Raw genomic sequence first — 23,506 nt, forward strand, 5'->3', positions numbered from 1 at the left:
GGGCGAGTGCCAACACTCCCCGCCCAGTGTACGGCGGTGGGGTACGCCCCCGGCAAGGCCGGTCCAGCCATGTCGTGCCGACGTGTACCGACCTGTCCGACGATGTCGGGCCACTTCCTACCGGCGAGTTCGGCGACCGTCGACGCCACCCGGACCGCCGGCCGGCGGCACATCGGTGGCCACGTCACCCTTCGGCCTGCCCGCGGCCGGTCCGAAGCCTTCCCGCCGGCCTCCCCCGGCGCCCTCCCTCACCCGGCACGCGGGGAGCTACAGCTAGCGTCGGCGCATGACGGTGACTTGGGAAGAGTGCGGATGGCAGGGATTGACGCCCCGGGTCGGACGGTGCCGCCTTCCCGGCTGGGACTGCACGGTCGGACTGGTGGTCGGGGACGGTTCGGCCCTCATGATCGACGCGGGTTCGAGCCTGCCGGAGGGCGCGCGGTTGCGCACCGAGGCGCGCCGACTGCTCGGGGGCGCCCGTGTGACACATCTCGCGCTCACCCACCCCCACTTCGACCATGTCTTCGGGGCGGCGGCGTTCACCGGGGTGGAGGTCTTCGGCGCGATGGGCGTCGACGGCGTCCCGACCGGTGCGTGCGACGCCCTCCGCGCGGACGCCGTGCACCACGGCCTCCCCCCGGCGGACGCCACCGAGGCCGCCGACCTCCTCGTACGCCCCCACCACCACGTCTCCGGCGAGTGGACGCTCGACCTGGGCGGCGACGTCCGGGTGCTCCTGGCGAACGTGGGCCCGGGGCACACGGGCCACGACCTGGCCGTCCTGGTCCCCGGGACCGCGCACGGCCGCCCCGGGGTCGTGTTCTGCGGGGACCTGGTCGAGGAGTCCGGCGAACCCCAGGCGGGCCCCGACGCGGTCCCCTCCCGCTGGCCGGCCGCCCTGGACCGGCTCCTGGAGCTGGGCGGCGAGGACGCGTTGTACGTGCCCGGCCACGGGGCGGTGGTGGACGCGGCGTTCGTACGGGCCCAACGGGACGCGCTGGCAGGGCGCTTCGGCGTGTCCTAGCCGGTCGCGGTGGACCTCGGTCGGCGCGGGCCATGGCCTGTCACCGGACATCGGCAATCAGCCATCAGCCATCGGCGTGTCGCGCTGAGCGGGGGACATCCGGGCGCGGCTTCTCCTATCGTCATCCGAATGCGCCAGTACTCACCCGACCTGACCCCTCCCTGGAAGAAGCCCAAGCCGGCCCCCGAGGTCCCGGCCGACCCCGGTCTGGTCGTCGAGGAGCCCACCACCGGCTTCTGCGGCGCGGTCGTGGGCTGCGAGGCGGGCACGGTGACGCTGGAGGACCGCTTCGGCAAACACCGTGTGTTCCCGCTGGAACCCCGGGGCTTCCTCCTTGAGGGCCGGGTGGTGACCCTGGTACGCCCCTCGTCCGCGGCCCCCGTCCGCCCCTCCCGCACGGCCTCCGGCTCGGTCGCCGTACCCGGCGCCCGCGCCCGCGTGGCCCGCGCCGGCCGGATCTACGTCGAGGGCCGCCACGACGCCGAACTCGTCGAGCGGGTCTGGGGCGACGACCTGCGTATCGAGGGCGTGGTGGTGGAGTACCTGGAGGGCGTGGACGACCTGCCCGCGATCGTCGCCGAGTTCGCCCCCGGACCGGACGCCCGTCTCGGGGTCCTGGTCGACCACCTGGTCCCCGGCAGCAAGGAATCCCGTATCGCCGAGTCGGTGACCAGCGACCACTCGCTCGTCGTGGGCCACCCGTACATCGACGTCTGGGAGGCCGTGAAGCCGTCGTCGGTGGGCATCACGGCGTGGCCCCGCGTGCCGCGCGGCCAGGACTGGAAGACGGGGGTGTGCCGGGCGCTGGGGTGGCCGGAAAACACGGGTGAGGTGTGGCAGCGGCGGATTCTGTCGCGGGTGCGGTCCTATCGGGACCTGGAACCCGAACTGCTGGGCCGGGTGGAGGAGTTGATCGACTTCGTCACGGTCGGCGAGGGTGCGTGACGTCGGCGGGGTGACTTCGGCGGTGCGTGACGTCGGCGGTCAGCCCTCTCCGCGCCTTGCCAACCGCTCCCGGTGTCCCGCCCGGTCGGGCTGCCCCGCGTACGGCAGCGGCTGCGCCACCAGCCCGAACCACAGCTCGGGCGCCCACTGGCTCAGGGCCTTCTCGTAGGGCTTGAAGGAGTGGGGGAGGTGGATGCGGTAGCGCAGCCGGGGCAGACCGGGCCGGAGCGGTTCCGTGTCACGGACGAACTGCCACAGCAGCGGGTCGTCGCGGTCGATCTCGCCCCGGGGGCACAGTTCGACGGTGAAGGTCCGGTGGTAGTAGATACCCACCCCGGCGAGCGAGTCCCAGCGGATCAGGGCGATCTCCTTGCCCCGGATCCACCAGAATCCCGTCGCGTCGAAGGCCATCATCCACCGGCGGGTCCGCCAAGTGGAGACGACCGGGATGGCGAAACCCACCGCGACCAGCATCAACAGCACGCCAACCCAACCGGTGCCGAGGATCCCGTCGCGGCTCAGACCACGGACCACCGCCATCACGCCGAACCCACCGGCATTGAGCACGATGAGACCGAACGGCAGGAGCGACAGAAACCGCCGCAGACCAAACCGCAATATCGTCGCGTCCGCAGCCGGCGCTCCCCCAGAGATCATGGGGCGGGACCCTATCCGAGGGACTACGCCCCCACCAGAGCCGTAGCCGTCTCGGTCCACCAGCAGTCTCAGTCCACCAGGTCGCGCACCACCGCGTCCGCAAGCAACCGCCCCCGCAGCGTGAGCACCGCGCGCCCCTCCTCGTACGGCGCCGCCTCCAGCAGCCCGTCGGACAGAGCGCGCCCTGCCGCCGCCAGGCCTTCCTCCCGCAGCAGCGACAGCGGGCAACCCTCCCGGAGCCGCAGCTCCAGCAGGATCCGTTCGACGCGGCGGTCCTCGTCCGCCAGCAGCTCCCGCCCGGCCCCCGGGGACCGACCCGCCGCCAGCGCGCCCGCGTACGCGCCCGGGTGCTTGACGTTCCACCAGCGCACGCCGCCGACGTGGCTGTGGGCGCCCGGCCCCGCGCCCCACCAGTCGGCGCCGCGCCAGTACAGCTCGTTGTGCAGGCAGCGGCCGGCCGCGGAGGTGGCCCAGTTGGAGACCTCGTACCAGGCGAAGCCGGCGGCCGAGAGCATCTCCTCGGCGATCAGGTAGCGGTCGGCGTGGACGTCGTCGTCCGTCATCGGGACCTCACCGCGACGGATGCGCCGGGCGAGCTGCGTGCCTTCCTCGACGATCAGCGCGTACGCCGAGACGTGGTCCGGTCCGGCGCCGAGCGCGGCGTCCAGGGAGGCCCGCCAGTCGTCGTCGGACTCCCCCGGCGTGCCGTAGATCAGGTCGAGGTTGACATGGTCGAAGCCCGCCGCGCGGGCCTCCGCGACACACGCCTCCGGGCGCCCCGGCGTGTGCGTGCGGTCGAGGATCTTCAGGACGTGCTGCCGGGCGCTCTGCATACCGAAGGAGAGGCGGTTGAAGCCGCCCGCCCGGAGGGTCTCCAGATAGGCGGGGTCGACCGACTCCGGATTCGCCTCCGTCGTCACCTCCGCGTCGTCCGCGAGGCCGAACTCCTCCCGGATCGCCCCCAGCATCCGGACCAGGTCGTCGGCGGCCAGCAGCGTGGGTGTGCCGCCACCGACGAAGACCGTACGGACGGGGCGCGGGTCGTCGCCGAGGACCTTGCGGGCGAGGCGGATCTCGTCGACGACCGTGTCCGCGTAGTTGTCGCGGGAGGCGAGGACACCGCCGGTACCGCGCAGCTCGGTCGCGGTGTAGGTGTTGAAGTCGCAGTAGCCGCAGCGGGTCGCGCAGTACGGGACGTGCAGATAGAACCCGAGGGGACGCTCGGCCGCGCCGGCCAGGGCGTGCGCGGGCAGCGCCCCGTCGTCGGGGACGGGCTCACCGTCGGGGAGTGCGGAAGGCATGCCCTCCATTGTCCAGCACCGGCCGACCCACGAAATCCGTCACTTTCTGTCACCTTCCGTCACGCCGCTGTCGCCTTCCGTCACACCGGCGTTCGGTGCTCCGCTCTCGTCATTCCGCTACGTCACCCCGCTACGTCACTCCGCCTGCAACACCAGCAGCGCCAGATCGTCGTCCGGCGGGCGTTCCCCGAACTCGTGCACGAGTCGTCGGATCCGTTCGGCGATCAGCTGGGCGTCGAGCCCGGCGCAGTCGGAGAGCACTGCGGCGAGACCGTCCCCGTCGTCGAACATGTGCGGGCCGTTGCGCCGCTCGGTGACCCCGTCGGTCACGCAGAGCAGCGTGTCTCCGCAGCGCAGCTCGAACGTCTCGGAGATGTACTCGGTGTCCTCGATCACCCCGAGCAGCGTCTGTGGCTCGGCCACGGCCCGTACGTCGCCGCCGGGGCCCAGGAGCAACGGCAGCGGGTGCCCGGCGGAGGCGAGGGTGCAGCGGACCCCGCCCTCCACGGGGACGAGTTCGCCGTAGAGGAGGGAGAGGAAGCGCGTCTGCGGGCCCTCGGGGTCGACGAGGCCGGGGTCGCCTGCCGTGACCAGGGCGCGGGCGGCTGCGTCCGCCGCCTCGGTCGCGTCGTCGAGGAGGAGCTGGTTGAGGCGGTCGAGCACGTCCGCGACGCCGTATCCCTCGCGGGCGAGCAGCCGCAGCCAGGGCCGGGCGAGGCCGATGACCACCGCCGCCTCGGGGCCCTTGCCCTGCACGTCGCCGATCGCGAAGCCCCAGCGGCCCCGGCCCGCCGGGAACAGGTCGTAGAAGTCGCCGCTGGGCCCGCCCTTGTCGCACGGCTCGTAGACGAGCGCGCTCGACACACCGGGGATCTCGGCGACCGCGCCCGGCAGCAGTCCGCGCTGCAGGACGCGGCTGATGGTGGCCTGGCGGGCGTACTGACGGGCCGCGCCGATGGACAGCGCGATCCGTCGGCTGAGGTCCTCGACCAGCCCGGTCACCTCGTCCGGGAAGCGGAGCAGTCCGGCCCGGCCGATGACGAGGGTGCCGAGCGGCCGCCCTCCGGCGATCAGCCGGTAGGCAAGCGCGGCCCCGCCTTCACCCGCCTCCACCACCTCGCTTTCACCCGCCTCCGCCGCCTCGCCTTGGCCCTCCTCCACCGGCCCGCCTTGGCCCCTTGGCGCGCCGCTCCCGGAAGCCGTTCCGGTCCCCGAACCCGATTCCGTCCCCTCATCCGTCGCTTCGATCCCCGACCCCGTGTGAGGCCACGGCACGGGCACCGCCCGCGACCTCACCGACTCGGGCAGCCTCGGTGGATCCTTCTCCAGGGCCCGGCGCAGTTCCTCGATGCGGTTCTCGCTGCCGTGCCAGACGCGGGCGAGCCGTGGCGCCGGGCCGAGCGAACCGTCGCCGCCGCGCCAGCCCAGCCCCTCCTCCTCCAGCCACACCGCGCACCAGTCGGCCAGTCTCGGCACCAGCAGTTGTCCGGCGAGCGCGGCGACCAGATCCTCGTCCAGCTGGCCGGCGAGCAGATCGGACGCCTCGGCGAGGAAGGAGAGCGCACCCCGGTTCAGCCACTCCCGGTCATGCTCCACGCCCCGCCGGGGCATGGGGGCGACCAGATCGACCGGGCCCACGCCGAGTCCGGGGCCTGCCTCACCGGCGTAGCCGGAGTAATCGGCGTACGCCCGCGCGCCTTCGAGCGCCGGCGCTTCAGCAGCACCGGCGTACGCCCGCGCATCCCAGCTCTCGCCCCCTTGAATCTCTTGAACCCCCTGGATCCCCCGGACCTCTTGGACCTCCTCGGTCCCCTCGCTCCCCGCAGCCCCCGAGCCGCCTTCGCCCCCCGCGCCCCCCTCATCCCCGCCGTACGCCTCGAACGTGCCCTCCACCGCCATCGCCCCGTCGACCGACAGCCGGGCCCAGACCGTCTTCACGCCGGTCCGATAGGTGATCCCCCAGGCTTCGGAGAGCGCGGCGACCAGACGCAGGCCACGTCCGTACTCGGCAGCCCCGTAGGGCCGTTCGACGAGGTAGGGGCGTTCGGCGCCCTCGTCCCGTACCGTCTTGGAGGGGTGGTGGTCCGAGACCTCGACGAGCAGCCACCCGGCTGCGGCAGGGACGTCGCGGCCGAGACGGCACAGCAGTTCGACGTCCGTGCCCGCGTGGACGACCGCGTTGGTGACCAGTTCACTGACCACCACGAGCACGTCCTCGACGAGGCGGGCGGAGAGGGCGGCGGCACCCGGTAGGTCGAGCTCGGCCCATTCCGCGAGCGCGGCGCCGACGAAGCGCCGGGCGGCTCCCGGCGCGAGCGGACCGCTGGGAAGCGACAGGTGCGCCGCCGCGCGCCGGTCGAGCCCCGCGTACGCGGTCGCGGCGTACAGGGACTCGGACCCGACGCGCGCCGGCGTATCAGAAGCGCAGGACACGATGTCCCGTTGCGTCGGAATGGCCCCCACTGAGCGGCTCCCTGAGAAAGTTCGGACGAATAGGCCTCAGGCGGCACGGCCAGAGTGACAGACTGACCACGCCCATAAGCGCCGAGTTACCGAAGTGGGCCACCATGAGTGAGAACAGTGCTACGCGGGTGCTCGAAAACGGCCAGAAAGACAGCCGAACGGACGGACTGATCCGGGCATCCGATCTCCGCGCGCTGATCGCGGCCATGACCGCCGCCCGCGACGGCAGCTTCACAAAAGTCCCGGAGGCGGGCCCCGCCCCGGTGGCGGAGCTGTGCGCCCTGTTCAACCAGATCATCGACCGTAGCACCCACTTCGGCACCGAAGTACAGCGTGTGCGGCGGGAGTTGGTCCGCCACGGCCGCCTCGACGAGCGGCTCTCCGCCAGTCCTGGCCAGGGCGCCTGGGCGACCCGTGTCGACGACGTGAACCAGACGCTCGACGCCCTGGTCGCCCCCGCCGCGAACGCCACGCGCGTACTGGACGCGGTGGCGGGCGGCGATCTGACCCAACGCGTCGACCTGCACGACGGCAACCGCCAGCTCCGGGGCGATCTGAGGCGGTTGGGCCGTGCCGTGAACAAGATGGTCGACCAGCTGTCGCTGTTCACCGGCGAGGTGACCCGGGTCGCCCGCGAGGTCGGCACGGAGGGTCGGCTCGGCGGCCGGGCCAAGGTCCGTGGTCTGTCGGGAAGTTGGCGGGACGTGACGGAGGCGGTCAACACCATGGCCGCCCGGCTGACCGCACAGGTGCGTGACATCGCCCTGGTGACCACCTCGGTGGCGCGCGGCGACCTCACCCGTACGGTGACCGTCGAGGCGACCGGCGAGCTGCTGGAGCTGAAGCTCACCGTGAACACGATGGTGGACCAGCTCTCCGCCTTCGCGGACGAGGTGACGAGGGTCGCCCGCGAGGTCGGCACCGAGGGGCAGCTCGGGGGCCGGGCCCAGGTCCGGGGCGTCTCCGGGGTCTGGAAGGACCTCACCGACAACGTCAACTTCATGGCCTCGAACCTGACTTCACAGGTCCGCAACATCGCCCAGGTGACCACCGCCGTCGCCAACGGCGACCTGAGCCAGAAGATCACGGTGGACGCGCAGGGCGAGATCCTGGAGCTGAAGTCCACCATCAACACGATGGTGGACCAGCTCTCCGCCTTCGCGGACGAGGTGACGAGGGTCGCCCGCGAGGTCGGCACCGAGGGCAATCTCGGCGGCCGGGCCCAGGTCCGGGGCGTCTCCGGCGTCTGGAAGGACCTCACCGACAACGTCAACTTCATGGCGGACAACCTGACCTCGCAGGTCAGGAACATCGCCCTCGTCTCCACAGCCGTCGCCCAGGGCGACCTCGGCAAGAAGATCACGGTCGAGGCGAAGGGCGAGATCCTCGAACTCAAGTCGACGATCAACACGATGGTGGACCAGCTCTCCGCCTTCGCGGACGAGGTGACGAGGGTCGCCCGCGAGGTCGGCACCGAGGGCAACCTCGGCGGCCAGGCCCAGGTCCGGGGCGTCTCCGGCGTCTGGAAGGACCTCACCGACAACGTCAACTTCATGGCCCTGAACCTGACTTCGCAGGTCCGCAACATCGCCCAGGTGACCACCGCCGTCGCCAACGGCGACCTCTCCAAGAAGATCACCGTCGACGCGCGCGGCGAGATCCTGGAGCTGAAGGACACCGTCAACACGATGGTGGAGCAGTTGCGCGCCTTCGCCGACGAGGTGACCAGGGTCGCCCGCGAGGTCGGCACCGACGGCGCGCTCGGCGGGCGGGCCCAGGTGCTGGGCGTGTCGGGTGTCTGGCGTGACCTCACCGACAACGTCAACTACATGGCGGACAACCTGACCTCACAGGTCAGGAACATCGCCCAGGTGACCACGGCCGTGGCGAACGGCGACCTCTCCAAGAAGATCGACGTGGACGCGCGCGGCGAGATCCTGGAGCTGAAGACCGCCATCAACACGATGGTCGACACCCTCTCCTCCTTCTCCTCCGAGGTCACCCGGGTCGCCCGCGAGGTCGGCTCCGAAGGCCAACTCGGGGGCCAGGCAAGGGTCGAGGGCGTGTACGGCACCTGGAAACGTCTGACGACGAACGTGAACGAACTCGCGTCGAACCTGACCACCCAGGTCCGTGCGATCGCCGAGGTCGCCTCCGCCGTGGCCCAGGGAGACATGTCCCGCTCGATCACGGTGGAGACCCAGGGCGAGGTCGCCGAGCTGAAGGACAACATCAACCTGATGGTGGCCAACCTCCGCGAGACCACCCGCGCGAAGGACTGGCTGGAGTCCAACCTCGCCCGCCTCGCCGCCCTGATGCAGGGCCACCGCGACCTGATGGAGGTCGCCGACCTGATCCTGCGGGAGCTGACCCCGCTGGTGAACGCCCAGTACGGCGCCTTCTACCTGGCCGACCCCGACGAGGACGGCGCGGCCCCGCTCCCGGTGGCGCCCACCAAGGGCCTCGCCTTCATCGCGGGCTACGGCGCGGCGCAGGGCGCGACCGTCGAGACCGGCGGCCTGCCCGTGCACGGCCTCGTCGCGCAGGCGGCCCGCGAGAAGAAGCGGATCCTGGTGGAGGAGGCCCCACCGGGGTACATCAAGATCAACAGCGGTCTGGGCGAGGCCTCCCCGTCCAGTGTCGTGATCATCCCGATCCTCTTCGAGGACAAGCTCCTCGGCGTCATCGAGCTCGCCTCCTTCTCCCGTTTCTCCGACGTCCACCTGGCGTTCTTCGACCAGTTCGTGAACACCATCGGCGTCGCCATCAACACCATCATCGCCAACTCCCGCACGGAGTCCCTCCTCGGCGAGTCCCAGCGCCTCGCCATGCAGCTCCAGGAACGCTCCGACGAACTCCAGAAACAGCAGGCGGAGTTGCAGCGCTCCAATGCCGAACTGGAGGAGAAGGCCGCACTGTTGGCCACCTCCTCGCAGTACAAGTCGGAGTTCCTGGCGAACATGTCCCATGAACTCCGGACCCCGCTGAACTCGCTCCTGATCCTGGCGCGGCTGCTCTCCGACAACCCGGACGGCCATCTCACCGACCAGGAGGTGCAGTTCGCGAGCACGATCCACCGCTCCGGCTCCGACCTCCTCCAGCTGATCAACGACATCCTGGACCTGTCGAAGATCGAGGCGGGCCGGATGGACGTACGCCCGAAGCGTCTCCCGCTCATCAAGCTCCTGGACTACGTCCACGCCACGTTCCGCCCCCTCACCCTCGACCGGGGCCTGGCCTTCGAGGTCACGGTCGGCGAGAACGTGCCGCGTGAGATGTACTCGGACGAGCAGCGTCTCCAGCAGATCCTGCGCAACCTCCTCTCCAACGCGATCAAGTTCACCGCGTCCGGCCGGGTCGAGCTGACCGTCAGCCGCGTCAAGGACCCCGACCACCGCCTCACCCGCGAGGACCACGACGAGGTGATCGCCTTCGCGGTCTCCGACACCGGTATCGGCATCGCGGCCGAGAAACTCCCGGTGATCTTCGAGGCGTTCCAGCAGGCCGACGGCACCACCAACCGCAAGTACGGCGGCACCGGCCTCGGCCTGTCCATCAGCCGCGAGATCGCCGGCCTGCTGGGCGGCCGCATCATCGCCGAGAGCGTCCCCGGCCAGGGCTCCACCTTCACGCTGTACGTCCCCGTCTTCAGCCCCGGCCACGGAGTGACGGGCCCCACCGCCGAGGAGCCCGGCAGCCTCGTACCCGAGCAGCTGACCATCGAGCCGTACCCGGCCGCCCACGACAGCGACGACACCTGGCCCGCGCCCACCAAGCTGGAGGCGTGGAAGGCGGGACGTGCCGGTCAGGTCCTGCCCGGGCGCCGGGTGCTGATCGTCGACGACGACATCCGCAACGTCTTCGCGCTCACCCATGTCCTGGGCCGCGTCGGCATGACCGTCCTGTACGCGGAGAACGGGCGCGAGGGCATCGAGACCCTGGAGCGCAACCCGGACGTCGAACTCGTCCTGATGGACATCATGATGCCGGAGATGGACGGCTACGAGACGATCTCCGCCATCCGCCGCACCCCGCGCTGGGCCGGCCTGCCCATCGTCGCCCTCACCGCCAAGGCGATGCCCGGCGACCGCGAGAAGTCCATCGCCCGCGGGGCCAACGACTACGTACCGAAGCCCGTGGACGTCGACCGACTGCTCACGGTCGTCTGCGCGGTCCTGGACCCGGAGGGCTCGGAGAGCCCGGCGGATCCGGCGGACCCGGCACCCGAGAAACGCACCGACGAGAACGAGGCACCTTCACCATGACCACTCAGGACCGGACCGACGGACGCGCGGGCATCCTCCTCGTCGACGACATGGAGGACAACCTGATCGCCCTGGAGGCCGTCCTGGGATCCCTCAACGAGCCGCTGGTACGGGCCCGTTCGGGCGAGGAGGCCATGAAGGCCCTCCTCCGGCAACGCTTCGCCGTCGTCCTGCTGGACATCCGCATGCCCGGCATGGACGGCTTCGAGACCGCCGCCAACATCAAGCGCCTCGACCAGACCAAGGACGTCCCGATCATCTTCCTCACCGGCACCGACGCGGACGCGGGCTACACCTTCCGCGGCTACGCCACGGGCGCGGCGGACTACGTGACCAAGCCCTTCGACCCCTGGGTGCTGCGGGCGAAGGTGAGCGTCTTCCTGGATCTGCACCGCAAGACCCGGCAACTGGAGAGCGTGCTGGCGGGGCACCAGGAGCTCACGGAACAGGTGGACTCGAAACTGGCCGCCCTGCAGAAACAACTGTCCGAATCCACTCCGGACCTGCCGGAGGTCCGAATACAGCTGCAAGACCTCCGAGCCCTGGTGACAAGGGACCACGGCAGCCGCTCCTGAGGGGCGCGGGGAACTGCGCGACAAGCCACGACGATCCCGCAGCCGCCAAGCAGTCCCCGCCACCCCCGCAGAAGGCGCTACGCCTCCCGGGCCCCCGCGTACATGTCCTCGATAAGGTGCTGGTACTCCTTCTCCACCACAGGCCGCTTCAACTTCAGGCTCGGCGTCAGCTCACCGTGCTCGACATCGAGATCCCGCGGCAGCAACCGGAACTTCTTGATCGTCTGCCACTTCTGCAGGCCCTCGTTGAGCTGCTTGACGTACCCCTCGACCATCTCGACCGTCGCCGGCGCCGCGATGATCTCCTCGTACGACTTGCCTTCCAGCCCGTTCTCCGCGGCCCAGCCCCGGATGGACAGTTCGTCGAGGGCGATGAGGGTGGTGCAGAAGTTGCGGTCGGCGCCGATCACCATGACGTTGGACGTGAACGGGCACAGCGCCTTGAACTGCCCCTCGATCTCGGTCGGCGCGATGTACTTGCCACCGGACGTCTTGAACAGGTCCTTCTTGCGGTCGGTGATCCGCAGATACCCGTCGGGCGACAACTCCCCGATGTCACCGGTGTGGAACCACCCGTCGGCCTCCAGGACCTCCGCGGTCTTCTCCGGCAGCCCGTGGTAGCCCTCCATGATGCCGGGGCCACGCAGCAGGATCTCGCCGTCGTCCGCGATGCGCACCTCCGTGCCGGGCAGCGGCTTGCCCACCGTGCCCGTGCGGTAGGCCTCGCCCGGGTTGAGGAAGGAGGCGGCGGAGGACTCGGTGAGGCCGTAGCCCTCCAGGATGGGGATGCCCGCGCCGGCGAAGAAGAAGCCGATCTCGGGCGCCAGCGCGACCGAGCCGGAGACACAGGCGCGCAGCCGGCCACCGAACGCCTCGCGCAGCTTCTTGTAGACCAGCGCGTCGGCGACCTTGTGCTTGGCCTCCAGCCCGAACGGGACGGACGCGGTACCGGTGCGCCGGAAGTTGTCCTGACTGACCTTGGCGTACTCGCGGGCGACCCCCGCCGCCCACTGGAAGATCTTGTACTTGGCCGGACCGCCCGCACGCGCCTTGCCGACGACGCCGTTGTAGACCTTCTCGAAGATGCGGGGCACGGCGGCCATGTACGTCGGCTGCACGACCGGCAGATTCTCGATGATCTTGTCGACCCGGCCGTCGACGGCGGTGATGTGCCCGACCTCGATGTGACCCGAGAGGAGCACCTTGCCCATGACGTGGGCGAGCGGCAGCCACAGGTACTGCACGTCCTCCGGTACGAGCAGACCGGTCGCGCCGATGGCCTTCGCCATGTACGCCCAGTTGTCGTGCGGCAGACGGACACCCTTGGGGCGGCCCGTGGTGCCCGAGGTGTAGATGAGGGTGGCGAGCTGGTCCTTGGTGATCGCGCCGACCTTCTCCTTGATCAGGTCGGGCTTCTTCTCCAGGTACGCGGCGCCGCGCTTCTCCAGCTCGGCGAGGGAGAGCACCCAGTCCTCCGAGAGGTCCGCGCCCTCGGGGTCGATGACGATGACATGCGTCAGCTCGGGCAGCTCGGCCTTCTTCTCACGGGCCTTGGCGAGCTGCGCGGCATCCTCGGCGATGAGGATCCGGCTGCCGGAGTCGGACAGGATGTACGCGGATTCCTCGGCGTTCGTCTGCGGGTAGACCGTGGTGTTGGCCGCGCCCGCGCACATGATGCCGAGGTCGCAGAGGATCCACTCGATCCTGGTGGCGGAGGACAGGGCGATGCGCTGCTCCGGCTCTACGCCCAGCTCGACGAGCCCGGCCGCGATGGCGTTCACCCGTTCGGCCGCCTGCGTCCAGTTCAGCGACTTCCACTCCGAGGGGCCCTGGCCGGAGGCGGGCGGCACCGGATAGCGGAAGGCCTCGGCGTCCGGCGTGGCCGCCACGCGCTCCAGGAAGAGGGCCGCCATGGACGGCGGACGGTTCTCGATCAGGGTCTGTGTGTCGCTCACGACATCCTCCGGGGCACGCGACAGTGCGGCTGGCTCATGGACTGTGCGGCTGGCTCAAAGCGGCTGTTGTTTAACTCGCGAGTAACCATCGAGTGGTGATCAGGGTAGAGCGCGGTTGGCCGGTTCGTAAGGGGCGGCGGGCAGTCACTTTCCACCGAGAACGACCTTACGAACACGTACCGACATCCCCCGGACGACCTGCGGGCCCGTCGCGCGAAACGCGACAGGCCCGCATCATGCCCGAGTTTCCGGGGGTAACAGCCCTCACCCCGCGATCGTCCCGGCGGTCGCCGCCGGTGGCTACTTCTTGCCCTTGCCGCCGCCGGCGCTGTCGTCGCTGGACAGGACGGCGATGAAGGCCTCCTGTGGAACCTCCACAGAGCCGACCATCTTCATCCGCTTCTTGCCTTCCTTCTGCTTCTCCAGCAGCTTCCGCTTACGGGAGATGTCACCGCCGTAGCACTTGGCGAGGACGTCCTTGCGGATGGCGCGGATGGTCTCGCGGGCGATGACACGAGACCCGATGGCCGCCTGGATGGGCACCTCGAAGGCCTGCCGCGGGATCAGCTCGCGCAGCTTGGCGACGAGCCGCACGCCGTACGCGTACGCCGCGTCCTTGTGCGTGACCGCCGAGAAGGCGTCCACCTTGTCGCCGTGCAGCAGGATGTCGACCTTGACCAGGCTGGAACTCTGCTCACCGGTGGGCTCGTAGTCCAGCGACGCGTAGCCGCGCGTCTTCGACTTCAGCTGGTCGAAGAAGTCGAAGACGATCTCCGCGAGCGGGAGCGTGTAGCGGATCTCGACGCGGTCCTCGGAGAGGTAGTCCATGCCGAGCAGGGTGCCGCGCCGGGTCTGGCACAGCTCCATGATCGACCCGATGAACTCGGAGGGCGCGAGGATCGTGGCGCGTACGACAGGCTCGTACACGGCGTCGATCTTCCCCTCGGGGAACTCGCTCGGGTTGGTGACCGTGTGCTCGGCGCCGTCCTCCATGACCACGCGGTAGACCACGTTGGGCGCGGTGGCGATCAGATCGAGCCCGAACTCGCGCTCCAGCCGCTCGCGGATCACGTCGAGGTGCAGCAGGCCCAGGAAACCGACGCGGAAACCGAAGCCGAGGGCGGCGGACGTCTCCGGCTCGTACACCAGCGCGGCGTCGTTGAGCTGGAGCTTGTCGAGGGCGTCGCGCAGCTCGGGGTAGTCGGAGCCGTCCAGCGGATACAGGCCCGAGAAGACCATCGGCTTCGGGTCCTTGTAACCGCCGAGCGCCTCGGTGGCCCCCTTGTGCAGGGTGGTGATCGTGTCACCGACCTTGGACTGGCGGACGTCCTTCACGCCGGTGATCAGATAGCCGACCTCACCGACACCGAGGCCGTCGGCCGCCTTCATCTCGGGGGCCGAGACGCCGATCTCCAGCAGCTCGTGGGTCGCGCCGGTGGACATCATGCGGATCCGCTCGCGCTTGTTGAGCTGACCGTCGATGACACGCACATAGGTGACGACACCGCGGTAGGAGTCGTACACCGAGTCGAAGATCATGGCGCGCGCGGGAGCGTCCTGGACGCCGACAGGGGCGGGGACCTCGGCGACGACCCGGTCCAGCAGCGCCTCGACGCCCAGACCGGTCTTGGCGGAGACCTTGAGCACGTCCTCGGGGTCGCAGCCGATGAGGTTGGCGAGCTCCTCGCTGAACTTCTCCGGCTGGGCGGCCGGCAGGTCGATCTTGTTCAGTACAGGGATGATCTTGAGGTCGTTCTCCATCGCCAGGTAGAGGTTGGCGAGGGTCTGGGCCTCGATGCCCTGAGCCGCGTCGACGAGGAGGACCGTCCCCTCGCACGCCGCCAGCGACCGGGACACCTCGTACGTGAAGTCCACGTGCCCGGGGGTGTCGATCATGTTGAGGATGTGGGTCCTGCCCGGTTCCTCGGTCGGGGCCCAGGGCAGTCGGACCGCCTGGGACTTGATCGTGATGCCGCGCTCGCGCTCGATGTCCATGCGGTCGAGGTACTGAGCACGCATCTGCCGCTGATCGACCACTCCGGTCAGCTGGAGCATGCGATCGGCGAGCGTGGACTTGCCGTGGTCGATGTGCGCGATGATGCAGAAGTTGCGGATCAGAGCCGGGTCGGTTCGGCTCGGCTCGGGCACATGGCTAGGGATCGCGGGCACGCAGGGTCCTGATTCTTGAGGCGTCCGCAGCCGTCTGCGGTCTCGGGTCGGATCGGATCTAGCGGGTCTATACGTAGGCACCATGGTCCCACGGGCGGAGAGCGGCGACCGGTTTGGGCCGACCGGCGGGCTGCTGGTAGCGTGGGCGGCTGTGTCTCATGCCCTCTCAGCAGGAGGCACACCCCAAGAAAATCAAACGGTGTCCGAGCCATGTGCGGCGTGTCCTGCATGACCTCCATGTCCTCGTACACCTGTAGCTGAAAAGGCTCATTCGTGGCGAACATCAAGTCCCAGATCAAGCGGAACAAGACCAACGAGAAGGCGCGCCTTCGCAACAAGGCCGTCAAGTCGTCGCTCAAGACCGCGATCCGCAAGGCCCGCGAGGCCGCTGCCGCGGGTGACACCGAGAAGGCCACCGAGTACCAGCGCGCTGCCGCGCGTCAGCTCGACAAGGCCGTCTCGAAGGGTGTCATCCACAAGAACCAGGCCGCCAACAAGAAGTCGGCGCTTGCTTCCAAGGTCGCTGCCCTCAAGGGCTGAGCTCCACCTTTGATCTGATCGCCGGCTGGACCAGAGCGGGCCCTCTCTCATCCGCTCCCACCCGGCACCCCGGACCCGTACGCGGCCTGCGTTCGCCACGCGGGTATGGGTCCATCCTCTTGACCCGAGGCCCCGCCTTCGCCCCTTCCCCGGGGTGGGGGCGGGGCTTCCGGCATGTGGGAGGGGACGACCGCACGCTCCTCAAAGCCGAGGCGACCGCACGCTCCTCAAAGCCGAGGGGAACCGGGGGGCTCCTGGGGGCTGGGGGAACCCCGTGTCTTTGAGGGGCGCGGGGAACTGCGCGACAAGCCACGACGCTCCCGCACATACCCACTCACCGCTACTCCCCCTCCTTCCGGGGTCGAAGGGGCAGCGCCCCTGGAGGATGGGACGGGTAGGGGCGGCGGGGGCGAAATACTCACCCCCGACGAGACCGCGCCGCCCGCGCGATCGTCACGACCGCCTTCTCCAACGCGTACTCGGGATCGTCCCCCCCACCCTTCACCCCCGCATCCGCCTCAGCCACCGCCCGCAACGCCACGGCCACCCCGTCCGGCGTCCACCCCCGCATCTGCTGCCGCACCCGATCGATCTTCCACGGCGGCATCCCGAGCTCCCGCGCGAGATCTCCCGGCCGCCCACCGCGCGCCGATGACAACTTCCCGATCGCCCGCACCCCCTGAGCCAACGCACTGGTGATCAGCACCGGCGCCACCCCCGTCGCCAACGACCACCGCAACGCCTCCAAGGCCTCCGCCGCCCGCCCCTCGACGGCCCGATCCGCCACCTCGAAGCTCGACGCCTCGGCCCGCCCCGTGTAGTACCGCCCGACCACGGCCTCGTCGATCGTCCCCTCGACATCCGCGACCAACTGCGACGCCGCGGCCGCCAGCTCCCGCAGATCACTCCCGATCGCGTCGACGAGCGCCTGGCACGCCTCCGGCGTGGCGGACCGCCCGAGCGTCCGGAACTCCCCCCGCACGAACGCCAGCCGATCCGCCGGCTTCGTCATCTTGGGGCACGCCACCTCCCGCGCCCCCACCTTGCGCGCCGCGTCCAGCAGCGCCTTCCCCTTCGCACCGCCCGCGTGGAGCAGCACCAGGGTGATCTCCTCGGCGGGAGCCCCCAGATACGCCTTCACGTCCTTGACCGTGTCGGCCGACAGATCCTGCGCATTGCGCACGACCACGACCTTCCGCTCCGCGAAGAGCGACGGACTCGTCAGCTCGGCGAGCGTGCCGGGCTGCAACTGGTCCGAGGACAGGTCACGTACGTCCGTGTCGGCGTCGGAGGCCCGGGCAGCGGCCACCACCTCCCGCACGGCACGGTCGAGCAGCAGATCCTCCTGGCCCACGGCGAGCGTCACGGGAGCGAGGGGATCATCATTCACACTCTTCTTGGCCATCCCGAACAGCATCCCACGGCCCACTGACAACCCGACCCGCGTGGCAGCCGCGCCCCGCAAGGGGCGCGGGGAACTGAGCGAGCACCCCCACCGACCCGCAGCCGACGAACGACCGGAGGGGCACCCGGCGCTCCCAGCGGAGCTACGGCTCCTCCCGCCACCCCTCCCACTCCCCCACGAACTCGTCCAACGCCACCGGATCAAGCCGCCCCCGTTCGTCCCGCAACACCAACAACCACTGTGCGTCCTCGGCGTCGTCCTCCCCCGCCAGCGCGTCCCGCACCAACTGCGGCTCCTCGTCCAGCCCGAACCGCTCACCGAGTGCCTCCGCCGCCTCCTCGGCCGCGTCACGATCGGGCAGCACCAGCACATGTCTCACATCGCTCACGCCTCCATTTTCCGCCATGCTCACCCTGGGTCCCGCCCCCTCGCCCCTGTCCCGCTGCCCTGTCTCCGTCCTCTCCCCCCTCCCCCCGCCCCCCGCCCCGCCCCGCCCCCACCCCTCCTAACGCCCCCCGCTCCCCTCCCTCACCTCCGGCACCCGCCCCAGCTCCATCCCGAACCGGTCCCGGTACACCGCCAGCACTTCCCTGTCCGTCGCCAGCTCGGTCACCGCCCGGTCGCCCTCCGCCGAGGTGACCGTGAGCGTGCGACCGCTGAGGGTGATGCGTCCGCCGTCCTCGGCGACCCGGGAGCAGACGAGGGACCGGGTGAAATGGGAGGCCGGCGAGGTGCTGTGCCACCAGGCGCCCGCCGCGAAGTCCCCGAGCACTCTCGGCCGCACCTCCAGCCGGTACTGGGGCTTGCCGTCCCGGAACACGTCCAGGTCCCCGAACTCCCGCCCCCCGCTCTCCCGGTCCGCCTCGGCCACCCGGAACGTGCCGCCCGGATCCGCCTGCTCCCCCCGCCCACCGAACTCCAGCGGATAGTGGCAGTGCGTCCCGAACCCGACATCGGCCAGCCAGTCGCCCCCGTCCACCGTCCGCACCCGCAGCGCGAGATGGTCGTACGGGATACCGAGCCGCTCCTCGTCGCCGTACACCCGCGCCGCGAGCAGCGTCACATCGAACCCGAGCGCCGCGAGCAGCGCCCCGAACAACCCGTTCAGTTCGAAGCAGAAACCGCCCCTGCGCTCCCCGACCACCTTGTCCAGCAGCCGCTTCTCCTCCAGGACGATCTCCTCTCCGAGGTGGATCGACAGGTTCTCGAACGGCACCGTCCGCAGATGGCGCAGGTGCAGTTCACGCAGCACGTCGACGGTGGGCCAGGCCGGCTGCTCGGCTCCGAGACGGCGAAGGTAGGCGTCAAGCTCTGCGGTGTCCATGCCGTCAGTCTCTCGCCACGAGCAACTCCTTCGCCGTACCCGCGACGGCGATCGCGCCGTCCTCGTCCGTACGCAGCACCGTGGCGCCCCCGGCCCGCAACGCCGCGACCGTACTGGGTGCCGGGTGACCGTAAGGGTTGTCCGCGCCCACTGAAATCAGGGCCAGCCGTGGGGCCATCGCGCGTATCAGACCCGGATCCTGGTAGGCCGAACCATGGTGGGCGACCTTCACCACATCCACGGCTTCCAGTGCCGCGGCCTCCGGGGATCTCGCCAGCTCCCGCTGGCCGGGGGGTTCCAGGTCACCGAGGAGCAGCAGGGTCAGCCCGGCCGAGCGGACGAGCATGGTCACGCTGGCGTCGTTCGGCCCGTCCGGTGCGGCGGCGTCGCCCGGCGGCCACAGCACCCGCCAGGTGAGACTCCCCGTGCGCCGTTCCTCCCCGGCCACGGCCCGCGTCAGCGGGATCCGCCGGGCAGCCGCCTCCCTGCGCACGAACTCGGCCTGGTCCGCGGGCTCCTCGAACCCCGTCGCCGCGATCGCCCCCACCGAACGTCCCCTCAGCACTCCCGGTAGCCCCACCACATGGTCGGCATGGAAGTGGGTGAGCACGACCAGCGGGATCCGGCTGATGCCGAGTGCCGTCAGGCAGCGGTCGACCAGCACCGGATCGGGACCGGCGTCCACGACCACCCCGGCACCGTCGCCCGCCGCGAGGACGGTGGCGTCGCCCTGTCCCACGTCGCACATCACAAAGCGCCAGCCCGGCGGCGGCCACCCCGTGATCACCCTGGTCAGCGGCGGTGGCTGCACCACGACCAGCAGAAACGCCACCAGACAGGCTCCCACCAGCCACGGATGGCTGATGAGCCGCCGCCCGACGAGAACGACGACCACGGTGACGAGGACCAGCAGCAACGCGCCGGTCCAGCTGCCCGGCCAGTCCACTCCCGCGCCGGGCAGCGACGCCCCGGTGCGGGCGATGTCCGCGATCCAGCCGGCGGGCCAACTCGCGCACCAGGCAAGGCACTCGGCCACGGGCATCGCCACCGGGGCCGTCGCCAGTGTGGCGAACCCCAGCACCGTGGCCGGGGCCACCGCGAACTCCGCCAGCAGGTTGCACGGCACCGCCACCAGACTCACCTTGGCCGACAGCACGGCGACGACCGGCGCGCACACCGCCTGCGCGGCTCCCGCCGCCGCCAGCGCCTCGGCCGGACGCGGTGGCACCCGGCGCCGCTGGAGCGCGGCACTCCAACGCGGGGCGAGAGTGAGCAGGGCGCCGGTCGCGAGAACGGACAGCAGGAAGCCGTAACTGCGGGCCAGCCAAGGGTCGTACAGCACCAGGAGCAGGACCGCCGTCGCCAGCGCCGGGATGAGGGACCTGCGACGCCCCGTCGCGATGGCCAGCAGTGCGAGCGAACCGCAGGCCGCGGCCCGCACCACGCTCGGGTCCGGCCGGCACACGATCACGAAGCCGAGCGTCAATACACCGCCGGCCAGTGCGGTCGCCCGCAGTGGAATCCCGAGCCGGGGCGCGAGCCCCCGTCGCTCGGCCCGCTGCGCCAATCCCGGCGGCCCGATGAACAGGGCCAACAGGATCGTGAAGTTGGCGCCGCTGACGGCGAGCAGGTGCGTGAGGTCGGTCGCCTTGAACGCCTCGTCCAACTCGGCCGGGACCCGCGAGGTGTCCCCGACGACGAACCCCGGCAGCAACGCCCTCGCGTCCGCGTCCAGCCCGTCGGTCGCCTCCCGCAGCCCCGCACGCAACCGCCCCGCGAGCCGCTGCACCGCGCTCGCCTCCTCCAGCACCACCGGTGCCCCACCGCCCCGCACCCGCAGCACGGCCGCCACCCGGTCTCCCCCGACCATGGCTGGCACGACCTGCGCCACCACCCGCACCCGGGTGGACGGCAGAAGCGAAAGCCAGGACGCCCGACCGGACCGCCCCGCCACGTCGACCATGACCAACACCGGTGTCCGCGTGTCCACGACCGTCCCGTCCGGGCTCTGTACACGTCGTACCTCGGCCTGGAGGAGCACGGCGGCAGGGGCCGCGTGGTTGCCCTTGATCCGGGGGCGGGTGAGCCGTGGGTCGGACGTCAGCTCGACATCCGCGGTCACACGGGCGTACCGCTCGGCCAGTGCGGGGACGGGCCCCCGCCTCAGATCAGCCCCGTGCAGCCCGGCCGAAGCGGCAGCCGCTCCGGCACACAGCAGCACAGCGGCGACGGACACCTTCGTCCAAGCCCCGGCCCCACGCCCTACCCACCCTCGCCCCTGCCCCTGCTCGTGCCCGTGCCGTCGCCCCTGCCCCTGCCACGGGAACAGCAGGGCCAAGCCCACGACCAGACAGACCACGACCACGCCCGTGACCCACCCGGGCGAGGCGTGCACCATCAGCGCCGCCGTCCCCCAGGCGGCCAGCGCCGGAGGCACCAGACGCAGATCCGTCGGTCCCTCCTGCCTGGGGTGGGCGTCGCCGAGCCGGGCACCGGAGGCCGCGTGCACGGCGGCCCGCAGCGGAGCGACCCGCACACCGGCCGCCGCCGACACCCCCTCGTCCGTCGCCGTCATGGCCGTACGAGATTTCGCAGGTCGGCGAAGCGGCGGTCGCCGATGCCGGTCACCTCGCGCAGTTCGTCGACCGAGCGGAAGCCGCCGTGCCGGGTGCGGTAGTCGATGATGTGCTGGGCGAGGACGGGGCCGACGCCGGGCAGGGTGTCCAGCTGGTCGGCGGTGGCCGCGTTGAGGGAGACGGGGGTTGTGGGCGCCGCCCCGGTCACGGCTCCCCCGGTCACGGCCGCACCACCCCCGCCCGCCCCTGCCCCGGGCGCCGCGCCCGGGGCAGGGGCGGGCACCGGACTCCCGACCAGGACCTGTTCCCCGTCCACGAGGAGTCGGGCGCGGTTGAGGCCGTCGGTGTTCGCACCCCGCCGCACACCGCCCGCCGCCCGCAGCGCGTCGGCGACCCGGGAACCCGCCGGCAACCGTTGGATCCCTGGTCTGCGCACCTTCCCGCCGACGTCCACCACGATCGAGGGCCCGGCAGTCGAAGCCACCGCCCCGGCCGAGTCGCCCGACACCGCCGCCCGGCCGTTACCGGGCTCACCGAACGAGGCCGGCGGCCCCCCGGAAGCCCCCGGGGCGCCCGCCCGCACCACCTCGGGCGCACTCACCGGCTGGGTCCGGCCCGCCCAGAAGTGCTGTGCCGCGAACACCGCCGCGACGACCAGCACCACACTCAGCGCGACCACGCTCTTCCGCTCGATGCCGCACCGCACCTGCAACCACAACGGCAACCGCTCCCGCACAGCCGGCCCCACCCGCTCCCGCCACGCACCGCTCGCTTCACGATCGACAGAGCTGTCGTCAGCGCCACTCCCGCCGAGGCCTCGCCCAGCCGCGACGCCCCCGCCCAGGAGGTCACCGGCACCGTCGGCCCGCCCCACGAACTCGTCCACAGCACCGTCCACGGCAAGAGCACCGGAGTCGACCGCCCCCTCCGCAGTGAGCGCGCGGGAGCCACGAGCGCTGACGGCCCCCTCCTGGACAAGAGCTCCCGGCCCCGCGGCCCCCTCCCGGGCCACGCCGTCCCCGACCCCCGTCCTGCCCCTGGGCGGACCCGGCGGCCCATGCCCCGACTCCCGGGGCTCCCTGGCCCTTTCGGGGAACAGGGCCTCCGCGCGCAGACGGAGTGTCTCCGCCGAGGCCCGGCGGCGTGCGGCCCTGCCCCTCTGCCGTCGAGGGCGGTGCCGGGCGCGCCCGTCGGAGGACGGGCCCCGGCCCGGACCGCTGGTGACCGTCGCAGTACGTGAACGTGATCGAAGTGCCATGCGACGAGGATCGGGTAACCTCACCGACTCGCGATGATCTTGCTCGATTCCCGTGGATTACTGCCTGGTTGTGGATAACTCCGTCACCTGCACGAGCGACGGAACCCGCGTGAGCCGACTCACCGGGGCGAGACGACGACCCCCAACAACCCAGGCCCCGTATGCGCCCCGATCACCGCCCCGACCTCGCTGACATGCAGATCGGCCAGCCCGGGCACCCGGTCCCGCAGCCGCTCCGCGAGCGCCGAGGCCCGTTCGGGCGCGGCGAGGTGATGGACGGCGATGTCGACCGGCGCGCCCCCCGCCCGCTCGGCGACGATCTCCTCCAGTCGGGCGATCGCCTTGGAGGCCGTGCGGACCTTCTCCAGCATCTCGATGCGACCGCCGTCCAGCTGCAGCAGCGGCTTGACGGCCAGCGCGGAACCGAACAGTGCCTGTGCCGCGCCGATCCGTCCGCCCCGGCGGAGATAGTCCAGGGTGTCGACGTAGAAGAAGGCGGACGTTCCCGCGGCCCGCTTCTCGGCGGCCGTGACGGCTTCGTCCACGGTGCCGCCCGCCTCCGCGCACTGGGCGGCTGCCAGGGCGCAGAACCCGAGGGCCATCGCGACCATCCCGGTGTCCACCACCCGCACCGGCACGGGTGCCTCGCGCGCCGCGAGCACGGCCGCGTCGTACGTGCCCGAGAACTCGGCGGAGAGATGGAGGGAGACGATGCCCGTGGCGCCCGACTCCGCGATCCTGCGATAGGTCTTGGCGAACAGTTCGGGGCTGGGGCGGGAGGTGGTGACGGGCCGTCGCTTCTGCAGCGCCTGGGCCAGGGACCGCGCCGAGATCTCGGTGCCCTCGTCGAGCGCCTGGTCGCCGAGGACCACGGTCAGGGGAACCGCGATGATGCCGTGCCGCTCCATCGCCGGCGGCGGCAGGTAGGCCGTTGAATCGGTGACGATCGCGACATGGCGGGACATGAGCTGGAGGTTACCCGCCGAGCCCCGCCGACGGCAGCCCGGCCCCTCTCACCTGTGACCGTACGGAGCGAGCCGAACGGGCCG

The 23,506-nt window shown here is 71.0% G+C and carries 16 protein-coding genes; 5 read left to right on the forward strand and 11 right to left on the reverse strand.

From position 1 onward, the window contains the following. The first annotated feature begins 286 nt into the window (after window positions 1–286). Window positions 287–1,024 (forward strand): MBL fold metallo-hydrolase, encoded by a 738-nt coding sequence (locus OG858_RS15295; protein ID WP_086750393.1) that lies wholly within the window; start codon window positions 287–289, stop codon window positions 1,022–1,024. A gap of 129 nt (window positions 1,025–1,153) precedes the next feature. Further along, window positions 1,154–1,969 carry a DUF3097 domain-containing protein gene (locus tag OG858_RS15300; protein WP_086750392.1) on the forward strand — a complete coding sequence of 272 codons (816 nt, stop codon included), beginning with the start codon at window positions 1,154–1,156 and terminating at the stop codon, window positions 1,967–1,969. 39 nt (window positions 1,970–2,008) lie between these two features. Here OG858_RS15300 and OG858_RS15305 read toward each other — a convergent pair whose 3' ends face one another. The 3 genes from OG858_RS15305 to OG858_RS15315 form a co-directional block, all read right to left on the reverse strand. Then, window positions 2,009–2,536 carry a hypothetical protein gene (locus OG858_RS15305; RefSeq protein ID WP_143677350.1) on the reverse strand — a complete coding sequence of 176 codons (528 nt, stop codon included), beginning with the start codon at window positions 2,534–2,536 and terminating at the stop codon, window positions 2,009–2,011. Between the two features lie 158 nt (window positions 2,537–2,694). Beyond that, window positions 2,695–3,927 (reverse strand): radical SAM family heme chaperone HemW, encoded by a 1,233-nt coding sequence (gene hemW / locus OG858_RS15310; protein WP_086750390.1) that lies wholly within the window; start codon window positions 3,925–3,927, stop codon window positions 2,695–2,697. A 135-nt stretch (window positions 3,928–4,062) separates the two neighbouring features. Continuing rightward, on the reverse strand, window positions 4,063–6,390 hold the full coding sequence (locus OG858_RS15315) for an ATP-binding SpoIIE family protein phosphatase (RefSeq protein WP_327743812.1): 2,328 nt from the start codon (window positions 6,388–6,390) through the stop codon (window positions 4,063–4,065). A 104-nt stretch (window positions 6,391–6,494) separates the two neighbouring features. Between OG858_RS15315 and OG858_RS15320 the strand changes: the two genes are divergently transcribed. Continuing rightward, on the forward strand, window positions 6,495–10,655 hold the full coding sequence (locus tag OG858_RS15320; protein WP_319069411.1) for a HAMP domain-containing protein: 4,161 nt from the start codon (window positions 6,495–6,497) through the stop codon (window positions 10,653–10,655). Further along, window positions 10,652–11,230: a response regulator gene (locus tag OG858_RS15325; RefSeq protein WP_319069412.1), complete on the forward strand. Its 579-nt coding sequence runs from the start codon at window positions 10,652–10,654 to the stop codon at window positions 11,228–11,230. Before OG858_RS15320 ends, OG858_RS15325 begins: the two co-directional genes overlap by 4 nt. A 77-nt stretch (window positions 11,231–11,307) precedes the next feature. On the opposite strand, the gene OG858_RS15330 is transcribed toward OG858_RS15325, so the two are convergent. Together OG858_RS15330 and lepA are read right to left on the reverse strand one after the other, a co-directional pair. After that, the gene (locus tag OG858_RS15330) at window positions 11,308–13,185 is read right to left on the reverse strand and encodes an AMP-dependent synthetase/ligase (protein ID WP_179201211.1); all 1,878 of its coding nucleotides are present in this window, start codon (window positions 13,183–13,185) and stop codon (window positions 11,308–11,310) included. 300 nt (window positions 13,186–13,485) lie between these two features. Next, window positions 13,486–15,354, reverse strand: coding sequence for a translation elongation factor 4 (lepA, locus tag OG858_RS15335; protein ID WP_086750304.1), 1,869 nt, complete (start codon window positions 15,352–15,354; stop codon window positions 13,486–13,488). Between the two features lie 273 nt (window positions 15,355–15,627). Here lepA and rpsT point away from each other — a divergent pair, with 273 nt between their 5' ends. After that, window positions 15,628–15,894 carry a 30S ribosomal protein S20 gene (rpsT, locus tag OG858_RS15340; protein WP_086750302.1) on the forward strand — a complete coding sequence of 89 codons (267 nt, stop codon included), beginning with the start codon at window positions 15,628–15,630 and terminating at the stop codon, window positions 15,892–15,894. A 418-nt stretch (window positions 15,895–16,312) separates the two neighbouring features. Here rpsT and holA read toward each other — a convergent pair whose 3' ends face one another. From holA to OG858_RS15370, 6 genes are all read right to left on the reverse strand, one after another. Further along, window positions 16,313–17,299 carry a DNA polymerase III subunit delta gene (holA, locus tag OG858_RS15345; protein ID WP_199845995.1) on the reverse strand — a complete coding sequence of 329 codons (987 nt, stop codon included), beginning with the start codon at window positions 17,297–17,299 and terminating at the stop codon, window positions 16,313–16,315. A 142-nt stretch (window positions 17,300–17,441) separates the two neighbouring features. Continuing rightward, window positions 17,442–17,687 carry a hypothetical protein gene (locus tag OG858_RS15350; RefSeq protein WP_037699972.1) on the reverse strand — a complete coding sequence of 82 codons (246 nt, stop codon included), beginning with the start codon at window positions 17,685–17,687 and terminating at the stop codon, window positions 17,442–17,444. A 117-nt stretch (window positions 17,688–17,804) separates the two neighbouring features. Then, entirely contained in the window at window positions 17,805–18,623 is an 819-nt protein-coding gene (locus OG858_RS15355; protein WP_319069413.1) for an arylamine N-acetyltransferase family protein, read from the reverse strand. Between the two features lie 4 nt (window positions 18,624–18,627). Continuing rightward, a complete protein-coding gene (locus OG858_RS15360; RefSeq protein WP_328545332.1) occupies window positions 18,628–21,132 on the reverse strand; it encodes a ComEC/Rec2 family competence protein in 2,505 nt (834 codons plus the stop codon). 62 nt (window positions 21,133–21,194) lie between these two features. After that, complete coding sequence (locus tag OG858_RS15365) at window positions 21,195–22,097, reverse strand: ComEA family DNA-binding protein (RefSeq protein WP_328544787.1); 903 nt, start codon at window positions 22,095–22,097, stop codon at window positions 21,195–21,197. A 479-nt stretch (window positions 22,098–22,576) separates the two neighbouring features. Continuing rightward, window positions 22,577–23,422: a DegV family protein gene (locus OG858_RS15370; RefSeq protein WP_327724038.1), complete on the reverse strand. Its 846-nt coding sequence runs from the start codon at window positions 23,420–23,422 to the stop codon at window positions 22,577–22,579. Between the last annotated feature and the right edge of the window lie 84 nt (window positions 23,423–23,506).

The sequence above is a fragment of the Streptomyces europaeiscabiei genome (genome assembly GCF_036346855.1).
Lineage (GTDB): Bacteria > Actinomycetota > Actinomycetes > Streptomycetales > Streptomycetaceae > Streptomyces > Streptomyces europaeiscabiei.

Excerpts from the sequence above, each read along its gene's own strand:
- OG858_RS15295 (WP_086750393.1), top strand. The coding sequence starts at position 287 with ATGACGGTGACTTGGGAAGAGTGCGGATGGCAGGGATTGACGCCCCGG.
- OG858_RS15300 (WP_086750392.1), top strand. The coding sequence starts at position 1,154 with ATGCGCCAGTACTCACCCGACCTGACCCCTCCCTGGAAGAAGCCCAAG.
- hemW (WP_086750390.1), bottom strand. The coding sequence starts at position 3,927 with ATGCCTTCCGCACTCCCCGACGGTGAGCCCGTCCCCGACGACGGGGCG.
- OG858_RS15320 (WP_319069411.1), top strand. The coding sequence starts at position 6,495 with ATGAGTGAGAACAGTGCTACGCGGGTGCTCGAAAACGGCCAGAAAGAC.
- OG858_RS15325 (WP_319069412.1), top strand. The coding sequence starts at position 10,652 with ATGACCACTCAGGACCGGACCGACGGACGCGCGGGCATCCTCCTCGTC.
- holA (WP_199845995.1), bottom strand. The coding sequence starts at position 17,299 with ATGGCCAAGAAGAGTGTGAATGATGATCCCCTCGCTCCCGTGACGCTC.
- OG858_RS15355 (WP_319069413.1), bottom strand. The coding sequence starts at position 18,623 with ATGGACACCGCAGAGCTTGACGCCTACCTTCGCCGTCTCGGAGCCGAG.
- OG858_RS15370 (WP_327724038.1), bottom strand. The coding sequence starts at position 23,422 with ATGTCCCGCCATGTCGCGATCGTCACCGATTCAACGGCCTACCTGCCG.